This is a genomic window from Streptomyces sp. NBC_00554 (assembly GCF_041431135.1).
In the GTDB taxonomy this organism is placed as follows: Bacteria; Actinomycetota; Actinomycetes; order Streptomycetales; family Streptomycetaceae; genus Streptomyces.
Genome location: NZ_CP107799.1, coordinates 2,140,287 through 2,160,449, shown reverse-complemented (window position 1 = coordinate 2,160,449; position 20,163 = coordinate 2,140,287). Strand labels below are relative to the sequence as shown.

At 71.3% G+C, this 20,163-nt stretch carries 10 protein-coding genes and 1 pseudogene; 1 reads left to right on the top strand and 10 read right to left on the bottom strand.

Annotated elements, in window-relative coordinates:
* Nucleotides 1-33: 33 nt before the first annotated feature.
* The 10 genes and pseudogenes from OG266_RS09490 to OG266_RS09445 form a co-directional block, all read right to left on the bottom strand.
* On the bottom strand, nucleotides 34-1,413 hold the full coding sequence (locus OG266_RS09490) for a VWA domain-containing protein (protein WP_371544547.1): 1,380 nt from the start codon (nucleotides 1,411-1,413) through the stop codon (nucleotides 34-36).
* On the bottom strand, nucleotides 1,410-2,765 hold the full coding sequence (locus OG266_RS09485; protein WP_371552722.1) for a hypothetical protein: 1,356 nt from the start codon (nucleotides 2,763-2,765) through the stop codon (nucleotides 1,410-1,412). The genes OG266_RS09490 and OG266_RS09485 overlap by 4 nt, the downstream gene beginning before the upstream one ends.
* Nucleotides 2,766-2,870: 105 nt before the next feature.
* A pseudogene (locus OG266_RS09480) lies at nucleotides 2,871-3,362 on the bottom strand (hypothetical protein); the annotation flags it as partial.
* Nucleotides 3,363-3,500: 138 nt separating this feature from the next.
* Nucleotides 3,501-4,718: an argininosuccinate synthase-related protein gene (locus tag OG266_RS09475; RefSeq protein WP_371544544.1), complete on the bottom strand. Its 1,218-nt coding sequence runs from the start codon at nucleotides 4,716-4,718 to the stop codon at nucleotides 3,501-3,503.
* On the bottom strand, nucleotides 4,715-6,649 hold the full coding sequence (locus OG266_RS09470) for an amino acid adenylation domain-containing protein (RefSeq protein ID WP_371544542.1): 1,935 nt from the start codon (nucleotides 6,647-6,649) through the stop codon (nucleotides 4,715-4,717). Before OG266_RS09470 ends, OG266_RS09475 begins: the two co-directional genes overlap by 4 nt.
* A gap of 11 nt (nucleotides 6,650-6,660) precedes the next feature.
* Nucleotides 6,661-7,413: a thioesterase II family protein gene (locus OG266_RS09465; RefSeq protein ID WP_371544540.1), complete on the bottom strand. Its 753-nt coding sequence runs from the start codon at nucleotides 7,411-7,413 to the stop codon at nucleotides 6,661-6,663.
* A gap of 4 nt (nucleotides 7,414-7,417) precedes the next feature.
* Nucleotides 7,418-8,725, bottom strand: coding sequence for a M18 family aminopeptidase (locus OG266_RS09460; protein ID WP_371544537.1), 1,308 nt, complete (start codon nucleotides 8,723-8,725; stop codon nucleotides 7,418-7,420).
* Nucleotides 8,722-14,301: a MupA/Atu3671 family FMN-dependent luciferase-like monooxygenase gene (locus OG266_RS09455; RefSeq protein WP_371544534.1), complete on the bottom strand. Its 5,580-nt coding sequence runs from the start codon at nucleotides 14,299-14,301 to the stop codon at nucleotides 8,722-8,724. Before OG266_RS09455 ends, OG266_RS09460 begins: the two co-directional genes overlap by 4 nt.
* On the bottom strand, nucleotides 14,298-17,690 hold the full coding sequence (locus OG266_RS09450) for a type I polyketide synthase (protein WP_371544532.1): 3,393 nt from the start codon (nucleotides 17,688-17,690) through the stop codon (nucleotides 14,298-14,300). Before OG266_RS09450 ends, OG266_RS09455 begins: the two co-directional genes overlap by 4 nt.
* On the bottom strand, nucleotides 17,635-18,921 hold the full coding sequence (locus OG266_RS09445) for an MFS transporter (RefSeq protein ID WP_371552720.1): 1,287 nt from the start codon (nucleotides 18,919-18,921) through the stop codon (nucleotides 17,635-17,637). The genes OG266_RS09450 and OG266_RS09445 overlap by 56 nt, the downstream gene beginning before the upstream one ends.
* A gap of 218 nt (nucleotides 18,922-19,139) precedes the next feature.
* On the opposite strand from OG266_RS09445, the gene OG266_RS09440 reads away from it, so the two are divergent.
* Nucleotides 19,140-20,135 carry a LuxR C-terminal-related transcriptional regulator gene (locus OG266_RS09440; RefSeq protein ID WP_371544529.1) on the top strand — a complete coding sequence of 332 codons (996 nt, stop codon included), beginning with the start codon at nucleotides 19,140-19,142 and terminating at the stop codon, nucleotides 20,133-20,135.
* The last annotated feature ends 28 nt before the right edge of the window (nucleotides 20,136-20,163 follow it).

Genomic DNA, 20,163 nt, shown 5'->3' with positions numbered 1-20,163 from the left:
CATGGGCGTGACGCGTCTGAGGCGTGTGAAGTGCTAGGCGAGAAACGTCTTGAGCTCGTGGACGAGCTTGCGGATGTGTCCGGAGAGCACCGGCGTGCCGAGGGTCTTGAAGCGCTCACGGAACCAGGGGTTGACCTCCTGGCGGCCCGAGCTGGTCACCGATCCGACCGGGATGAACTTCACCCCGGAGCGGTGAACCGCCTCGATGCCCTCGAACAGTGGCTGGGAGCGGTCGAATTCGTAGAAGTCCGAGATCCACACCATCACGGTGTTCCGCGGCTCCGTGATCTTCGGTCGGGCCATGGCCATCGCGACGGGCCCGTCGTTGCCGCCGCCGAGTTTGGTGCGCAGCAGGGTCTCGAAGGGGTCGTGCACCCAGGGCGTGAGGTCGAGCGCCTGTGTGTCGTACGCGATCAGGTGGACGTCGACCTTCGGCAGCCCGGCGAAGATCGACGCCAGGATCGTGCAGTTCACCATCGAGTCGACCATCGAACCCGACTGGTCCACGACGACGATCAGCCGCTGGGGCATCGTCTTGCGGGCGGTGTGCCGGTAGTAGAGCCGGTCGACGTACAACCGCTCCTCCTCCGGGCTCCAGTTGGTGAGGTTCTTCCAGATCGTGCGGTCGAGGTCGAGATTGCGGAACACCCGCTTGGGCGGGACGGAGCGGTCCAGGTCGCCCGCCGTGGCCTTCTCCACCTGGGTGCGGAGCACTTCGGCGACGTCGTCGACGAAACGGCGGATCAAGGACTTGGCGTTGGCCAGGGCGACGCCGGAGAGGTTGCTCTTGTCCCGCAGCAGCTGCTCGATCAGCGACATGCTCGGGGTCAGCTGCGCGGCGAGCTTGGGGTCGGCCAGCACCTCGCGCAGGTGCATCCGCTTGACGAGATCGGCCTCGATGGCGCCAAGTTCGGGGCCGAAACCCGGGATCAGCATGCTGCCCGCTCCGGCGCCTCCGCCCGCGCGGCCGCCGCGCAGCTCGCCTGGCCGGCAGCCGAGCGCGCGCTCCAGCCATCCCGCGTCGGACTGCCAGCGGGCCAGCTGCCCGGCGGTGACCGTGCCGGAACCGGAGGCGAAGACGTTGAGCAGCACCTTCGACACCAGTGCCGCGCGCCGTACTTCGGCGGCCCGGTCGCGGGCACCGGCGTCGACGCCGTCGGGCTCTGGCGCCATCAGACCGTCGAACTCGGCGGCCAGCTCCGGATGGCGCTGCACGATCGAGTCGATGGAGGCCCCCGGGTCCAGCAACGCGGGCGGCAGACCTAGGTCCTCGACGACGGCGAGGCTCCCCGATTCCAGGGCGGGCTGCTCCTCGTGGTCGAAGAGGCGGGCGAGGAGCCGCCAGTACTGGATCTGCCGGCGGTTCTCCTCGGAGTCCGCCCGGGGTGTGTGTTCGGTCGTCTGCTCGGTCATTTCCGCAGCAGCCTTCCCGCGCGCTCGCGCAACACCGTGACGGCATCGGTGGCGGCCTTCTCGGCCTTGACGGCGGCCTTGTCGGTCGTGCCTCCGGCCCACGCCCCGGCGTGGATCGCGAGGGCCTTCTTCCGCACGGTCGTCTCGACGGCGAGCGGCTGGACGCGATACCTCCCGGCGTCCCAGCGGAGCAGGCCGATACAGGCGCTCGACCCCGCGACGGCTTCCGGCGTCAGTGGTCCGGCGGCCGGGATGCGGTCGGTGTCGACGGCGAGGGGTTGTCCGGCGACGGTGAAGGTGAGGATGCTGCCGCCGTGTGCACCCTTGTCCTTGTCGATGCTGTAGCCCTCCAGGAACACCGGCAGGGCGATGCGCGCCGGGTGCCGGTCCAGCGGTGCCGTCGCCGTGTCGGTGGCGGTCGGCAGGGCGACGCGGGCGGTGACGAAGGCGTCGGCGGGCTCACCCGGGCGGGCGTGCTCGTCGCTCCAGACCAGGTCGCCCTCGGCGGTGACCGGCATACCGGTGAGGCCCATCGAGCGGCCTTCACTGACGGCCGCCAGCAGTGACATGTGAGGTCGGAGCAGCTGCCAGACACCGGCTCCGACGACGGTGTCCGGTTTCGGCACCGAGACGCAGGCGCGCACCAGGCGGGGCGCGGTGCCGTCGGCGGGCTCGAACACCGCGTGGACCTGGGCCTGCGCGGAGGTCGCGTGTTCCTGGAGGTCGACGCCGAGGGGCAGCAGGCGGCCGGTGGCGGTGCCGGTCGGGGGCGCGGCGGCGGCGCCGGGCAGGGTCAGGAGCATCGCCCGCGACCAGAGGTCGCCCCAGCGGCGGGCCGGGATCCTTTCCAGGGTCGCGCCGGGGCAGGACGCGGCGAGTTCGGCGGAGAACCCGTCGAGAAGGGTCGCCAGGCGGCGCAGGGCCGGGTCGGGCAGCATCGCGGAGACGACCTGCGCCGCCCCCGAGACCACCTCGTGGTCGATGCCCTGCCAGCCTGTGCGTGCGAGATCGGACAGCCAGGAGCGGGCGGCGGCGAGCAGGTTCGCGGCCTGCCGTTCGGCGGGCGCCGGGGGTGTCACCTCGCCGCGGGTACGCCCGGTCACCTCGTCGAGACGGCTCGCGAGGGAGTCGTGGACGGAGCCGAGGAGTGCGGTGCGGGCGGCGGCGAGGGCGACGAAGTGGTCCTCGCTCGCGACTCCGGACGCCGCCTTCTCGGCCGCTTCGGAGACCCGGGAAGCGAGCGGTGTGCCCGCGACCGAGTGGGCCAGCTCCGTCAGTCCGGCCACCTGGGCGGGCTGGGGGCGGAGCAGCCCGGCGACGAGAGCCCGGTCGAAGGCGTCCACGGCCGTCAGCGCTTCGTCGAGCCCGTCCGGCCCGTCTCCGGTTTCGGAGGACGGGTCGACGTGCTCGCCCGCGGTCGGACCGAGCTCGCGCGGGGGCGTACCCACCGTCGTCACCCTGGTCGGCGGGAACCACTGCATCTCCGGCAACGGCGCGGTGGTCGGGGCGAGTTCCAGGTAGGCCAGGTGGCGCAGGAACCGGCTGAAGACGGGAGCCGCTGCCTTGGTGTCTCCCTGCGGCGGACGGGCGCTGCTCATGTCGGCGGCTATCGTCAGCGCGCTCGGCTCCCCGCTCACGGTCTCGACCCTCAGATAGCGGGCGACGCGCTCGGCGCCGTACTGGAGCACCGCCTCGGTGATCAGCGCCCGGATGTGGTTGCAGAACCCGCCCCGCGCGCCGCCGCAGGGCCGGTTGTTGTTGGTGCTGCAGGCGAACGCGTAGTCACCGGCGGCGACCGACGAGACGTAGACCCGCTCGATGTCCGAGCCGCTGGACACCACGCCCTGCAAGCGTCCGTCGGCCAGTTCGACGAACGGGACCTTGGCGAGCTTGCGCGGTCGTGCGGGTGCGGTCACCCGTGCCGTGCTCGACCTCTCCCAAGCTGACAACGCACCATCTCCTATGCACCCGTGGGGACTTCCCCGTCACAACGGCGGGGCACGAATGAACATAGTGGCGACCACTGACAACGCCGGGCGGGCGCCGAGACCTGGCCTAGGAGCGCCGAGACCTAGGGGCGCCGAGGCCTACAGACCGTACGAACCGTCGGCGCGGATCGACTCCCTTTCCCAGTCCTCGCGGCTGCGCACATAGCGCGGAGAGGCGGCGACGATGGACTGCGTCTCCGCCGAGCCCGGCCGCAGGCGCCAACGTACGGTTCCCGTCACCCGGGCGGCACAGGAGTCCACGAACGACTGGCTCGCCTGCCGCAGTTCCCCGAACCAGCGCCCTTCGAGCGCCTCGCGCACCCAGATCTGTTCGATGTGCATCTTCTCCCGGATGGTCTCCGCGTCCAGCGTCGCCGTCTCCAGGTGGCGGTAGGTCTTCAGGAGCAGTGCGGCGGCAGGCATCTCGCGGAGTTCGAGCACCTTCTGACCGCCGGGGAGATGTTCGAGCCCGCTGTAGCGGCCGATTCCATGGGCGCCGGCCCGGCGGTTGAGCGCGGTGACCAGCAGATGCAGCGGGAGGCGCGTGCCGTCGACGGAGACGGGCACACCCTCGGCGAAACCGATCTCGACCGTCTCGTCCGGGATCCCGTCCTCCCGCACGCTCCAGCGGTACAGGTGCTCCGGAACGGTGTGCTCCTCGGGATCGTCCAGCACACCGGACTCGAACTCCCGGCACCACAGGTTCGCGTCGATGCTGGCGACCCGTTTGCTCATGTGGAAGAGCCCGATCTCCTCGAGCTCCCTGGCCTTCTGGTCACGGTCCACCGGGTCGAGGTCGTACGGGCTTCCGTAGTGGCCCTGATAACCGAGCAGTCCCAGTGCCCCGTTGAGTCTGCGCAGGGTGTTCTGCGAGCGGTTGGCCGTGTGCAGCACTCCCCAGGCGCCCAGGCCGACCGCGATGTCCATGGCCAGCTTCGCGATGAGGGGCCTGCTGAGTGACGAGCTGACCGGATGCGTGTCCAGATAGACGGCCTGCGCGGCGATCGCCGGGCGGACGTACTCGTCCGCGAACAACTCCCGCCCGTCGACGACATGAAGACGTACGGAGAGCCGATCGGTCACGAGCCGCAGATCGTCCGGGTCCTCACCGGCGCCCAGGTCGACGCTCACCGCGTGGATGTCGGTGAAGCCGGCCTTCGCCAGCCGGTGGAGGAGATAGCTGCTGTCCAGGCCACCGCTGAAGAGCGTGACCACGGGACGCCCCCGGTCGAACCGCTCGGAGGTGAGATCGGCGAAGGAACGGATGAGGCCGGGACGCCCGGGGCGGGGGCCGGGGGTGCTTCCCAAAGGGTTCAACTCGCGGGCTCCTGATCCGTATCCGTATGGGTGGCCATGTCCGTATCCATGTCCATGAGGCGCCGCAGTTCCGCGGCGAAACCGGCCACCGTCGGCTCGTGCAGCAGCGCCGCCAGCGGAATGTCCGCCCCCAGCCGGTGGCGCAGACTCTCGACCACCTGGACCACCTTGAACGAGTCGCCGCCCAGGTCGAAGAAGTCGTCGTCGGGGCCGATGCCGGGGGTCCCGAGCGCCTCGCACCACACCTCGGCCACGACGGTCTCCACGGACGCACCGGCTACCACCGTGACCGTGGAGACGTCCGCACCGGCGGCCGCCCCGACCGTGCCGTGCGCCACCGCCGCAGGCATGGGAACGGCCGCAGGCACGGGACCGGTCGCAGGCACGGGAACGGCCGCCCGCTGCGCCGTCCAGTCCTCGAGGAGCAGCCGGTCCAGCTTGCCGTTGGCCGTCAGGGGCAGGCTGTCGACCGCCTCGATGGCCGTCGGCACCATGTAGGGCGGAAGCCAGGTGCGCAAGGTTTGACGTACGGCCGAGGGCAGCCCCAGTGACTCCGCGCCCTCCTCGGCCACCACATACGCGGCCAGCCGCTTCTCGTACCCCGAGCCGTGGGCGACGACCGCCGCCTGCCGAACTCCCGCGCAGCGCACCGCGGTTGCCTCGATCTCCCCGAGCTCGATACGGATGCCCCGGATCTTCACCTGGCGGTCCACGCGGCCCAGGAACTCGAGAGCGCCGTCGGGACGGGCTCTGACCAGGTCACCGGACCGGTAGAGCCGGCTGTCCGGGCTCAACGCCGGGGAGGTGATGAAGCGTTCCGCCGTGAGTTCGGGCCGGTGCAGATAGCCCAGCGCGAGGCCGGCGCCGCCGATGTGGAGCTCGCCCGGTTCCCCATAGGCGACCGGAGCGCCCGCCTCGTCGAGGATCCACAACTCGGTGTCCTGGATGGCGGATCCGATCAGCACGGTGTCCAGGTCGGGATCGCGCGGGCACACCCAGGCGGTGCAGTAGATGGTGCACTCGCTGGGGCCGTACAGATTGGTGAGCGAGGCGGTGGAACGTGCGTGGAAGCGCTTGACCAGCTCGGGGCTGAGCGACTCCCCGCCGGTGAGCACCTGCCGGATGCCGTCGTACCGTTCCGCCGGGTCACGTGTCAGCAGAAAGAGTTCGAGCAGGGACACGACGCAGTAGAACGTCGTGATCCGGTGGTCCCGGATCAGCGCGGCGAGATAGTCGGCGTCGCGTTGGCGGCCCGGTGCCGCGATGACGACGGCGGCCCCCGCCAGCAACGGCCAGTACAGCTCGCAGAGATACATGTCGAAGCTGCACACCGTGTGGTGGATCATCCGGTCGTGCTCGTCCATGCGGTGCGTGGACTGCAGGGCCATCAGCCGTGAGACGAGCGCGCGATGACTGATCAGCGAGGCCTTGGGGCGGCCGGTGGAACCGGAGGTGTAGATGACGACCGCGGGGTCCTCGCCCGACGCGGTCACCGGCGGCGCAGGGGGCGTCGGCCGTCGTACGGCGTACTCCTCGTCCGTGACCACCACGAAGCCCGGCATCCCACTGAACCGCGAGCGCAGCGCGGGGCTGGTCATCAGGGCCCGGGGTGCGCAGTCGTCGATCGTACGGAGCGTGCGCCGCAGTGGGTCGTTCACGTCGATCGCCGCATGGGCGGCGCCCGCGAACACCACGCCCAGCATGGCCACCACGAAGTCGACGGACCGCTCGTGGTAGACGACGACGCGGTCCCCGGGCCCCACACCCCGCGCGCGCAGCGCGGCCGCGGCACGCAGGACCCGTTCCTTCAACTCGCCCATGGTGAGCACGGTGTCGCCGGACACGAGCGCGGGGAGAGCCGGGTCACGGTCCCACCGCTCCAGCAGGAGGGCGTCGATCCGGTGGTGGGAATCCAATGGCGCAGTCGTCATCCAAGTAGTCCTCACGCGAACTGGTCGAGATTGCCGGCAAGGGCGTCCACCACCACGGCGGGGTTCTCCGTCAGCAGCATGTGACCGCCGGGCACCCAGGCGGTGCGGGTGTTCTCGCTGAACAGGGACCAGCCGGCGGTCCGTTCCTCGGGACACAGGTGGTCCTCGTCCCCGAACACGGTGAGGAGCGGGCAGGTGAGGAGCGGGTCCGGATCCGACGAGTAGTCCTCGACGGCACGGATGTCCGCCACGATTCCCGGCAGAACGAGCTTGAGCATCTCCTCGTTGGCCGAGACGGATTCCGGGACGCCGCCGAACTCCTGGAGAATGTCCAGCACTTGATCCGTGTCGTCCGTGTCGCGCAGCAGACGGCGCCCGGGATCGGGCTTCTCGGTGACTGCCCACTGCGAGACGACCACGAGGCCCACCACATGGCCGCTGCCGTCACGCTGAAGTTCGCGCACCGCCTCCAGGCCGACGACCGCGCCGGAACACACTCCGACGACGATCAGCGGGGCCGTACCGGGCAGCGAACGGACCGTCGCCACGATGTCCGCCACCAGGCCGGGCAGCTCCGGGACGCCCTCCCGGATGCGCGACTCCCTCCCCGGCAGCCGGGCCGTCGCCACCAGCCACTCGGCCGGAGCGTGCTCCGCGAAGGCCAGACCGCTCGACGCCCCGGCACCGGCATGCGGAATGATCAGCACCCGCACTGCCGCGTCCTGCGGTGCGGCGCCCCTGAGTACGAAATTCCTCGAAGGCACGTTGTCAGCCCGCCGTGACGAACTCGGTGAGCGCCCCGGCCAGATGGCCGGGATCCCTGGCACCGACCAGCTCGCGCGCCGAGTGCATGGACAGGCCGGGCACCCCCACGTCGACCGTGGTCACGCCCAGGCGGGCAGCGGTGATCGGGCCGATCGAAGTGCCGCAGCCCATCGCGTTGTTGGACACGAACCGCTGCCACGGCACTCCGGCCCGCTCACAGGCGGCCACGAAGGCGGCGAAGCCGGTGCCGTCGGTGGCATACCGCTGGTTGACGTTGACCTTCACCACAGGTCCGCCGTTGGGCAGCGGATGGTTGTCCGGGTCGTGCCGCTCGCTGTAGTTGGGGTGCACCGCGTGGGACATATCGGCCGACACACAGAACGCACCCGCCATCGCCCGTGACCAGTCCTCGCCGCTGCCGCCCCGGGCGGCCAGTGAGCGGCTCAACACACGCTCCAGGAGCGGACTTTGGGCGCCGGTCTCCGAGCCGCTGCCGCACTCCTCGTGGTCGAAGGCGGCGAGCACCGGGATCCGGAAACCGCCCGTGGGCCCGGCGCCCTTCGACCACGCGTCGGCGGCCGCGGTGAGCGCCGTGACGCCCGCGTGCACGGACACCAGGTTGTCCATGCGCGAGGACACCAGGAACTCGCGCTCCAGGCCCAGGTGACCGGGCGCCTGGATGTCGTGCAGCATCAGGTCCCAGCCGAGGATCTCCGCGGGGTCCAAGTCGGCCTCCGCCGCGACCCTCCGCAGCAGTGCGCCCGGCTCTTGCCCGCCCAGGGACCAGATCGGCTGGGTCTGGCGCTGCCGGTCGAGCGACAGGCCCTCGTTGACCGAGCGGTCCAGGTGGATGGCCAACTGCGGTACGCGGAACAGCGGTTCGTCGATCTTGACGAGGGCGGAGCTGCCGTCACGCAGGCTGAGCCGCCCCGAGATGCCCAGGTCCCGGTCGAGCCAGGTGTTGAGCGGGACGCCTCCGTAGATCTCCACGGCGATCTGGCGCCAGCCCGCGGACGCGGTGTCGGGCGTCGGCTTGACCCGGAGGTTGGGGGAGTCGGTGTGCGCTCCGACGATCCGGAAGGGCGTGTGCGCGGGCGCGCCCTCGGGGACGTACCACGCGACGAGGGCACCAGCGCGGGTGATGAAGCCGCCCCCGCTGATCCCGGTCCACTCCTCGGTTTCCCGCAGCTCGGTGAAGCCCGCCTTCTCCAGGCGGCGCGCGGCCTGGGCCACGGCGTGGTAGGGCGAGGAACTGTCCTTGAGGAAGGCGAGCAGGTCCTCGTTGTGGCTGCGGTCGGTGGCGATGGTCACTCGGAGTCTGCCTCTCGGGGCGTCGCGTACGGGGTGAGTGCCGCCGCGACATGACGGTCGGGGTGTGTGCACAGGTCGTCGAGCAGCGTGAGATAGGAGGCGAGGAGATCCTCGGCCGACTCCCTGTCCCACAGGTCGGCCGAGTACTCGAGGAAGGTCCGGTAACCGAGGCGCGGGTCACGGCGCGGTGAGATGCCGAAACACAGTTCCGCCCGGGCCACCGGCGGGGCCAGGTCCTCCACCGTGACGTCGAGTCCGGGGATCTCGATGTCGGTGTCGGGGTAGTTCTGGAAGGCCAGGACGTACGGCACCCGGTCGGGGACCTCGGTGGCGCCCGCGTCGCGCATCGCCTGCATGATCCGCGCGGTGGGCAGGACGTTCGCCATCACGGCGAGCGCCTCCGCACCGATGCGCGCCACGAGTTCGGCGAAGCTCTCGGCGGGGTCGATCCGTACCCGGACCATGACTGCCGTGCTGGTCATCGCCACCAGCGTTTCCGACTCCGTGCCCTCGCGGTTGGCGTACGGGATGCTCAGCAGCACGTCCTGTTCGCCGGAGAGACGGGCGAGGTGGATCCCGAGCGCCGCGACCGTGACCGCGAACGGGGTCACGCGCCGGTCGGCCGCGAACTCCTCCAGCGCCGTACGGAGTTCACCGGTGCCCACGCCGCGCACCGTGCCGCCGTCACCGCTGAGCTTCGCGGGCCGGGGACGGTCCGTGGGGACATCGAGCCGGACCGGAACCCCCTTCAGATAGGTGGCGCAGTACGTGGCCCGCCGGGCCTCGGTGTCCGGGTCCCGCGCCTCCAGCTGGTGTCGGGCATAGTCCGTTGGCTGGGCCGTCGGCGCGCGGAGGGTGTGCGCGGTACCGGACGCGGCGGCCTCGTACAGCTCGGCGAGTTCAGAGATGAGCAGCGAGTGGGACCAGCCGTCGGCGCAGATGTGATGAAGGACGAACATCAGCTCCCACTCGTCCTCCGCGATCCGCAGCAGCCGCAGCGGGGCGAGCGTCGTGCGCGTGATGTCGATGGGGGTCGCGGCCAGCTCGCGGCACACCTTGTCGGCGCGCGCGGCGCGCCTCTTGGGATCGAGCCGGCTGAGGTCGTCGACCCGTAGTCGCAACGGCCGCGCGGCCGTCACCTCCTGCCACCAGACGCCCTCGCCGTCCTTCACGAAGCGTGTGCGCAGGGCATGGTGACGGTGTATCAGCTCGGTGAGCGCCGAGCGCAGTGCGTCGGGGGAGAACGCTCCCCGGAACCGGATCCTGGTCGGTACGTTCCAGATCTGGGCCTGCGGAACGGAGTAGTGGCCGGCGATCATCCGGTCCTGTTGGTCGCTCACCCGGGACCGGTCGACGACCTCGCCGTCGGCGGGCGGGAGGGCGACCGGGGTGAGCGCACTGCTGGACTCCGCCAAGTCACCGCGCTCGCCGTCCAGTTGGCCGACCATTGCGTTCAAGGTCGCGTCCGCGAAGAAGTCCGCAAGGGCGATCTCGGCACCCAGCACCTCGCGCACCCGGTTCACGAGCCGGATCGCCGCGATCGAATTGCCGCCCAGCTCGAAGAAGTTGGCGTCGTCGGCGACGTGCTCGACCCCGAGAACCGACTTCCAGACGCCGCGCAGCGCCTCGTGGAGGGGCTCGGCGGACGAGGTGGCGATGTCCCCCACCAGTTCGGCGGCACCGCCCGTCATGACACCGAGGACCCGGTCGAGGTCGCCCAGATACCCCTGAACCGTCCCCGCGTCGAAGAGATCCGCGTCGTAGCGGATACGCAGACGCAGTCCGGTGCCGCTCCTGATGACCATCAACGCCATTTCCAGCGGCGCCGATTCGGTACCTCCGTCGACCTCCTCGCAGCGCAGTCCCGGCAGGTCGAGCCGGGTCAGCGGCGCGGTGTCGAAGTCGGCCGACACGGTGATCAGCGGTCGCGGGCTCCCGCGGTCGGGGTTGACGTCCGCCAGCAGCGTGTCGAGGTCGACGTACTGGTGCGCGTCCGCCGCGAACAGGGCGTCGCGGGTGGCTCGTACGGCGGCGGTCAGGGACGTCGTGTCCGTCAGGGACGCACGCAGCGGCAGCACGGCGACATGGAAGCCGACGGTGTCGGTGGTCCCCGGCGTGCGCCTGCCGAAGGTGGAACCGACGACGAACTCGTCCTGGTCCGAGCGTTCGCGCAGCACCAACTGCCAGGCGGTGAGCAGCGTGGCGAAGAGTGTGACCCCGTTCCGCCCGCTCCACTGCTGGAGCCCGACGGTCCGGGCACCGTCGAGGCGGATCTCGGCGGCCGCGCCGCTGCCCGCCACCCGGCGGCCGCGCGGCCGGTCGGTGGGCAGCGCGGGCACGCGCGGCAGCGGGGCGAGGTACGTACGCCACCACTCCAGATCGGCCGGGTCCCGGTCGGGCTCGACCTCGCCCACGGTGCTGCCCGCCGGCGTCGGAAACCGCGCGGGACGCCCCTCGACCCCGGCCCGGTACAGCTCCTCCAGATCCGCCGCGAGGATCCCGGCGGAGTGCGCGTCGGTAATGAGGTGATGCAGGCCGAACACCAGGACGTGGTCGTCGTCGGCGAGTGTCAGCAGCCGCGGCGTGAACAGCGGGCCCTCGGCCAGGTCGTACGGCCGAGAGCTCTCCTCCTTCAGAACCGCCGCGACAGCCGCGTCCGGCTGCTGCCCCCGGGCGTCGGTCACTTGGAACGGAACGTCCAGGCCGCCCCGTACGACCTGCTGCACGGTCTCGTCCCCGCCGCCCGCGCGGAACACGGTCCGCAGTGCGGCGTGCCGCGCCACGAGACCCGCCACGGCACGGGTCAGAGCCGCCTCGTTCAGCGTGCCGCGCAGCCGCACCGCCTGGACCTCGTTGTACGCGGCCCGGTCGCCGATCAGCTGGGAGGCGAGCCACAGCCGTCGCTGGGCGGCGGTCGCAGGCGCCGACACATCGGTGCCGGGGGTGTGGTGGCGGCCGCGCAGCGCGTCGAGGCGTTCCAGCCCGGCACGCATCAGGTCGGCGGGCATGCCGAAGTCGACGAGCGCGGCGATCTCGTCGACGCCCGCCTCGCGCAGCGCGTCCACCACCGGGGAGCAGGTGTCGACCGTGCCGATCAGCGCCCGCTCGTCGCAGTAGCGGTCGTACGCCCGCCGGAAGAGGTGGTCCAGGTCCTCTTCGCGCGCCGATGCCACGTCCTGCGGCCCGGCGCCGAGCGCACCCGCGGCGGAACGCAACTGCAGCGAGGAGCGCAGATACCGGCTCATCGGTTCCAGCGCCTGCGCACGCGCCGTCGCGTGGTCGTCCCCGAGATAGGTGTGCAGGAGCACGGTGACCCGGCCCGCGTCCGGGTCGAGGCCGTGCTTCTCACGGGCCCTGCGGTAGTGGCCGATGTTCTCCGCGAGCTCGGCGACCGTCTGGTTCATCAGGTTCGTCACGATGCCCAGGTCACGCCGTGCCGCTTCCTCGTACGAATCCCGACGGCCCGAGGTGGCGAGGAACATCGGCGGCATGTCCTGCACCGGAGCGGGACGGATGCGTACGTCCGTCTCCTCGCCGTCCCCTGTCCCGCGCCGCAGGGTGCCGCCCGCCCAAAGGGTCCGTACGTCGTCGAGGTGGGCGAAGGCGATCTCCTTGCGGTTCCCGAAGCGGTCCGGGTGGAGGGCGAAGTCCTGCGCGTGCCAGCCGGTGGCGCAGCCGATGCCGACCCGGCCGCCCGAGAGGTTGTCGACGACCGACCACTCCTCGGCGACCCGGACCGGATCGTGCAGCGGCAGGACGACGGAACCGGCGTTCAGCCGGATGCGGCTGGTCTCCCGGGCCAGCGCGGCCGCCAGCACGGACGGGTTGGGGAAGAGACCGCCGAAGGAATGGAAGTGGCGCTCGGGTATCCACAGCGAGCTGAAGCCGTGCTCGTCGGCGAAACGGGCCGTCTCGATGATCCGGTCGTAGGCCTCGGAGGCCGGCTGAGACTCTCCGTCCCCGCGTGCGGGCGCGTCCGGGTAGTCGCCGAAGAAGTACACCCCGAAGTCGGGGGCCGGGCGGGGGCGCTGCTTCGGGTTCGGCTTCGGGTTCGTCGCGGGGCGCGGGCGGGTGGCCGGGAAGAAGCCGCCCTGGCGCAGGGCGCGCAGGGAGTCCTTCACCGCGTCCGAGACCCGCTCGATGTCGCTGTCGGTGTGGGCGGTGGACAGGTAGAAGCTGCGCCACTCCCACACGTAGATGCCGCGCAGCAGGAGGTGCTGGTAGAGCAGCTCCATGTCGGCCCGGGGGGTGAACCGGAACATGGACCCGAAGTGGCTTAGTTCCAGGGGGAATTCCTCTCCCGCGAAGAACCCGTTCAGGTCGGCGGCGAGGGCGTCCGTACGGCTGTTGAGCCGTTCCTGGAGACCCGGGCCCTCGGCGGTGAGATGGGTCAGCACCGCCTTGGCGGCAGCCATGGACAGCGGGTGCTGCATGTACGTACCGCCGAAGAAGGTGGTCTCGACCTCGGGGCGGCTGTCGTCGCCGTACCGCCAGAAGCCGCCGTCCACCCCGTCCAGGATGTCGGCGCGGCCCGCGATGGCGCCGATCGGGAAGCCGCTGCCCAGCGCCTTGCCGTAGGTGGCCAGGTCGGGGACGACACCGAAGTGGTGCTGTGCGCCGCGCGGGTGCGGGCGGAGACCGGTGAGCATCTCGTCGAAGAGCAGGACGATGCCCCGGCGCCGGGTGAGCTCGCGCAGACCGCGCAGGAAGTCGACCGGGCGCAGGGCGGGGTTGCGGCACTGGACCGGCTCGACGAGGACCGCGGCGATGGTGTCGCCCAGCGCGTCGATGGTCTCCAGGGCCTCCTGGCTGCCGTATTCGAGGACGAGCAGCTCGGCCACGGCGCTGTCCGGGATGCCGTGCGACACGGGCACCGCACGACCGGCGTCCGGGCCGGGACGGCCGAGCACGGAGTCGATGTGGCCGTGGTAGGACCCGCGGAACATGACGATGCGGTCGCGTCCGGTGGCGGCGCGGGCGAGCCGGATGGCGGCCGAGTTCGCCTCGGTACCGGAGTTGGCGAACGCCACCCTCTCCATACCCGTCAAGTCGGCCAGCAGCTGGGCGACTTCACCCGCTTCGACGGGCCGGGGGCCGAACCGCAGCCCCTGCGCGAGATGCTCCTGCACGGCCCGCGTCACGAACTCCGGCTCGTGGCCGAAGAGAAGGGCACCGAAGCCCATGGTGATGTCGGTGTAGTCGTTGCCGTCCACGTCCGTCAGATGAGCCCCGCGCGCCGAGCTGGCCGCGAGGGGGTACAGCGTCTCCTTCGTCGAACGGCGGAACCCGACGACGGCCCGGCTGTCCGCAAGCACGGAACGCCGGTTCTGCGCCTGCTCCTTGGACGTACGGGTGCGCTCGGCCAGCCGGCGGCTGAGCTCGGCGGCGTGGGCCCGCTGCGCGGCGCCGGCGGTGTCGCCCACCATGCCGGAGCCTTCCGGGAGGGTCACGCGGGGGCCGTGCAGGGCGGGCGGGGGTGACACAGGTGCCGTCGTGGTGCGGCTCCTGGCCGCGGTGAGTTGCGCGGTGAGCTTCCGGGAGAGTTCCGCGGCCCTGTCCGCGGCGGTCACACTCACCGGGCGCGCTCGGCCGTGAGAAGCGCGACCGCCTCGGAGAGCTGGGTCAGCATGGCGGCCTGCGTCTCGGCGAGCAGGTTGACCTGACGGGTCAGTTCGGCGATCTCGGCACGGGAGGCGTACTCCGGGTGTGGGGGTGCGGGGGACTGTGCTGCCGGAGGTACGGGGGGTGGCGATGCCGGGGGCGTGAGGGGCTGCGAGGCCGGGGGTACGGGGGACTGCGAGGCCGGGGACGGGAGGGGCTGCGAGGCCGGGGCGGCAAGCGGCTCGGCGGCGGTCGGGGCGGGGTAGAGCACCGCAGGCGCAGGCGCAGGCGCAGGCGCAGGCGCAGACGCCCGCTCCGGCTCGTCCCGTCCCGCCCGCGACGCGATCAGACGCGCGGTCAGCTCCGGCGTGGCCGCCTCTTCGAGGAGCTCCTGAGCGGAGACCCGCACCCCGAACTCACCCTCCAACTGCCGCAATATCCCGATCAGTTGAAGCGAGTCCGCACCGAGAGCGACGAAGGCGTCCCCGGCGCCGAGCTCGTCGGCGCGATATCCGAGGTGCTGCGCGGTGAGCTCAAGTACCCGTTCCAGGACTGCCTGTTCGGTCATGCCAACCTCCATGGAACCTTCGGTTGCGGGTGCGGGGTCCGCTGCCGGACGGGGACGCGGTGGCGGACCGGGATGCGGTGGCGGACCGGTCCAGTACGACCTGTGCTGGAACGGGTACGTGGGCAGCGGGATCCGGCGGCCCCCGCAGCCGTCGAGCAGCGCCGCCCAGTCGATTCCGACGCCGGCGCAGTGCAGCCCGGCCACCGCCGACCACAGGCCGTCCGTACCGGGCCCGCGGCCCTGGGTCGGAACGCAGAGAGTGCCGGGCAGCGCCCGCCGCACCATGCCGGTGAGTGGCGCCCCGGGCCCCAGCTCGACCAGCACGTCGCGCCGCGCGAGCGTCCTCAACACCGCGTGGAAGTCGGCCGGTTGCCGGGCCTGACGTACGAGGTACCCGGTATCGGGCAGCCAGCCCCGCGGACGCACCGCCCCGTCGAGTCCGCTGACGAACTCCACCTCCACCGGGCGCAGTTCCGCCTTCTCCACGGCCACCCGCAGCTCGTCGAGTACCGGGTCGAGCAGCTCCGTGTGGAAGGCGCGGTCGACGGGGAGCGGCTCACCCGCGATGCCGTGCCCATCCAGCCAGGCCCGGGCCGCTTCCACGGCCTCAGGACGGCCCGCGACCACATGGTTCGCGGGCCCGTTGGACACCGCGAGTTCGAGGCGCCCGTGCCCTAACCGGCCGATGTCGTCAAGGAGTTGGCGCACGCGCTCCGGCGGAGCGAACACGGCGAGCATCGCGCCAGGTTCGGTGTCCTGCATGAGCCGGCCCCTGCGGCACATCAGCCGCATACCGTCCGCCACGGACAGCGCTCCTGCGACGCACAGGGCCGCGAACTCCCCGGCGCTGTGCCCGGCGACGGCGACCGGGGACACCTCGAACCGCCGCCACAGCATGGCCTGCGCGACCTGGAAGGCGAAGATCGCCGGCTGGGCGAAAGCGGTGTCCCACCGCTGCGGGCCCTCCCCGCCGACCAGCCGCTCGAGGAAGTACCGCTCCCCGGTCTCCTCCTCATGGACACGGGCGCACTGTCCAAGGACCTCGGCCACCACGGGGAACCGCCCGGCGAGCGCCGCGGCCATGCCGGGACGACCACCGCCCTGACCGCTGAAGACGTACGCGGGCACGGCGGCCGGTGCGGTGATGTCAACGGTCCCGGTGTGGTACGGCGCGGTGGGCGCCGCGATCCCCGTGCGGTACGGCGCCGCGGACGCCGGCGAGTCGGCGAGAACTGTTCCTCGCGGATCCGGATCCGCGAGGAACGCGTCGAGTGCGGCCACCAGACCCTCGGCAGGCGCCGTGACGACCAGCCGCAGCGACAGGTGCCGACGCCCGAGCGCGGTCGTCGCCAGCAGGTCGGCCGGTGCGATGTCCGGGTCGCGCACCAGCGCGTCGCGGAAGGAACGGGCGTACGCCTCCAGGGCCTCGGGGCTCTGCGCGGACAGCGGCAGCAGCGCGGGCACCGGAGCACCCTCCGCCCGTACGGACGCCGCCGGGGCCTCCTCCAGGACCACGTGCGCGTTGGTGCCGCCCATCCCGATGGAGTGGACGCCCGCGCGCCGGGGGCCGTGGGACGGCCACGCGGTGGACCGCTGCGGCAGCACGAACGGGCTGTCGTCCAGGCCGAGTTGAGGATTGGGCCGGGTGAAGTTCACCAGTGGGGGAATGACACCGTGGCGCAGGACCAGGACGGCCTTGATCAGTCCGGCGAGGCCCGCGGCGCTGTCCAGGTGCCCGATGGCCGGCTTGGTCGAGCCCAGCGCGCAGAATCCCGTGCGGTCGGTGTGCCGGCGGAACGCCTCGGTGAGCGCGGCGAATTCGATCGGATCACCCTTGTAGGTGCCGGTGCCGTGCGCCTCCAGATAGCCGATCCCATCGGCGGAGACCCCGGCCCGCTCCAGCGCTCCGAGCACCGCGTCCCGTTGGCCCGCGACACCGGGAGCCGCGAAACCGGCCTTGTCCGCACCGTCGTTGGTGACGGCGGAGCCCAGCACGACCGCGTGCACGGTGTCGCCGTCGGCGAGCGCCTTCGCCAGCGGCTTGAGCACCACGGCGGCCACCCCGTTGCCGCCGACCGTGCCGTCCGCCCCGGCGTCGAAGGCCCGGACCGCGCCGCTCTTGGAGATCGTCGAGCCCTTCATGTGCCGGTGCCCGGTGACCTGCGGCAGATGCAGCGCCGCGGAACCCACCACCATCGCCTCCGCGTCGCCCGCCAGGAGCGCCTGACAGGCCAGGTGGACCGAGACGAGCGCGCTCGAACAGGCCGTGGCGACGTTCACCGCGGGCCCGTCGAGCCCGAGCCGGAACGCCGCCCGATTGGCCGTGAAATCGGCGTAGTTGCCGACCTGGATCTGCTTCACGGCGTTCCAGTCGGCGTGGCGGAACGACTCGCCGATGTTGGAGGCCAGATAGCTGTGCAGGGAGTAGAGGCGGTAGCCGACGCTCGCGTACACACCGACCCGCTCGCCCGAACCGGCGTACCCGGCGTCCTCCAGCGCGTGATGGCAGCACTCCAGGAACAGCCGCTGCTGCGGATCGGTCAGGGCGGCCTCGCGACCGCTCATCCCGAAGAACCTGGCGTCGAAGCCGTCCACGTCGTGCAGCAGCGCACTGGCTCCCGTGAAATCCGGGTCCCGGTAGAGATCCTCGGCGAACCCCGCGGCCGCGAACTCCGCATCGGTGAAACGCCGTACGTGCGATACGCCGGACCGGATGTCGTGCCAGTACTGCTCGGGCGTCTCAGCCCCCGGAAACCTCAGCGCCATCCCGACGACCGCCACGCGCCGGTCCTGCATCGCCTGCCCCCTTCTGACTCCCGCTGCTTCCCCCACTCGCCCCCACCTCCCGAGCGCCGCGCTGCCGCAGCACCCGGACCACGAAGACCAGCGCGACGGCGATGGCGACGCCGTGCGCGACTCCCACGACCGACAGCGCCGTGAAGGAGTCAAGGGCGGCGGCGACCACGATCATGCCGACGCCGAACCCGAGGTTCTCCACCGTGGCCGAGGTCCCGAACGCGTGGGTGCGCACCGCGCCCGGCAGGGTCTGCAGATGCGAGGTGTACGACACTTCGGTGAGCCCGTCGGCCGCGCCCGCCAGCAGGGCGATCACGATCGTCGCGGCCCACGGGAGCCCGGCGAAGGCCAGGATGAAGGCGCCGGACATCGCGATGGTGCCGAGCCCGAAGCCCAGCGCTCCGACCGAGCGGCCGGTCCGTTTGGTGTACCGCTGCAACACCTGCTGGACGAGGATGTTGCCGAGCGCCCACACACACCAGAAGACACTGACGAACACGGCCGGGTTGTCCGCGTCGATCTCGGTGGAGTACACGGGCAGGGCCGCGTTGTGCGACGAGGAACCCAGGGCGTCGACCCCGCGCAGCAGCACCATCAGAGCGAGCGCCGGTACCGCGCCGAGCGCCATGAAGCGGGAGAGGAACCCACCCTTCGTCCCGGCGTCCCCGGCGGCGGTCTCCCCGCTCTCCTTGCCCACGGGGCTCAGAGCCAAGGGGAGAAAAGCAACGGTGAGCGCACACACCAGGAAGGAGGCCATGTCCACCAGGAAGGCCGCGGTGTAGCCGAGCAGGGACACCACCACGCCCGACGACGCGAATCCGGCCACCATGGCCAGTGAACGCCCGCTGACCATGAACGAGTTCGCCCAGGTCTTGCGATCATCACCCACGATCTCCGGAATGGAGCTGCGCAGGGCGACCATGAACACGGTGCCGGAGAAGCCGACCACCGCCGAGACGACGAACAGCGAGACGGTGTGGAGCCCGTCCGGGGCCACGACCAGGAGCAGCAGCGCCGCCGCCTGGGCCACGTTGACCCAGAACATGACCCCTTTCGCGGACCACCGGGCGAGCACCGAGCCGGCCACCAGACCCGCGACGAAACCCGCACCGAGCCGCACGGCCATGAACACGCCGACGGCCAGCGCCCGTCCGGTCACGGCGTACACGTACAGGTTGAGCGCCACCATGTTGAGGAACGTGCCGTACGACGAGACCGCGTAGCCGGTCACCAGGATCCGGTACCGCTGTTCCCTGAGCGCCTGTTCCCTGAGCGCTGCCGTGCCGGTCGTCACGAATGAACCCGCCCCGAGAGATGGTCGTGTCGCGCATAGCCGAACATGGGGCACCCCCGTTCGTGAACGCACGAGCGAGGGCGCTCCGTTCACCATAGGCAGGCTCTCGCTCGCCCGTTCGGGAGTCGATGCGGACGAATGTAATCTGCACAGTTGTGAAGCAAGAGCAATCCGGTACCGCCTCATGCAATTGCGGCCAATCGCCTCTGGAACAACCCTGCGAGGCGGCACTGGCCGTCTACCGGGAAGCGCTGCGCGAGGGCCGCCTCGCCCGCGGCGAGGTGCCGACCTGCTTGCGCGAACTCCATCTCGTCATCGACGCCCCAGAGGTGCCGGAGTACTCCGTGCCCGTGCCACCCGCCGCGGCGGCCTTCGCCACGGCCGGCCCCCTGGAGGACCTCCTTGCCCGCCAGCGGATGGCCTTGCGGTCCGTCAAGGCCCGGCTGGCCGCCTTCGAAGCGGTGTACACACAGGAGCAGGAGGCGGCGCGGCCCTCGATCGCGCGGCTCGCCGGAAAAGCCGTCATCAACGCGGCGCTCGAAGCAGCCGTGGGCAGTTGCCGGGCCGAGCTGCTCACGGCACAGCCCGGCGGCGGACGGCCCGAGTCGGTGCTCGCCCAAGCCCTGCTCAGGGACTTACGGGCGCTCGGCCGGGGAGTTCGCCAGCGCACCGTCTACCAGCACACCGTCCAGACCCACCGCCCGACCATGTCGTACATCGAGCAGGTCACGGCGGCCGGCGCCGAGGTGCGCACCCTGGCCGAGGTCGTCGAACGCTTCATCATCTGCGACCGCGAAGTCGCCTTCGTCCCCGTGTCCGACGAAACGGCCGACGGAGTGGTACAGATCAGGGACCCGTCGCTGGTCCGGTTCCTGGCCCGGTCCTTCGACCAGACCTGGGAGCACGCGACGCCGGTGCACGACACGTCCTCGGCGCCGCGCAACGATGTCGTCGCCTCCGATCTGCAGCGGACCATCCTGCGGGCCGTGATCTCCGGCGAGACGGACAGCGTCATCGCCCGCCGCCTCGGAATGAGCCGCCGCAGCGTGGCCGAACACGTCCGCAAGGTCTCCGCCCAGCTGGGCAGCGGCAGCCGGGCCCAACTCGGCTATCTGGTGGCCACGACCGGGCTGCTGGAGAGCGGCGACTGATGTCCGCCTCCCACCCCGATCTCGTGTC

What these genes read in the sequence shown, in the direction of transcription:
- OG266_RS09490 (WP_371544547.1), bottom strand. Translation starts at nt 1,413, where the DNA reads ATGACCGAGCAGACGACCGAACACACACCCCGGGCGGACTCCGAGGAG.
- OG266_RS09470 (WP_371544542.1), bottom strand. Translation starts at nt 6,649, where the DNA reads ATGACGACTGCGCCATTGGATTCCCACCACCGGATCGACGCCCTCCTG.
- OG266_RS09450 (WP_371544532.1), bottom strand. Translation starts at nt 17,690, where the DNA reads ATGCAGGACCGGCGCGTGGCGGTCGTCGGGATGGCGCTGAGGTTTCCG.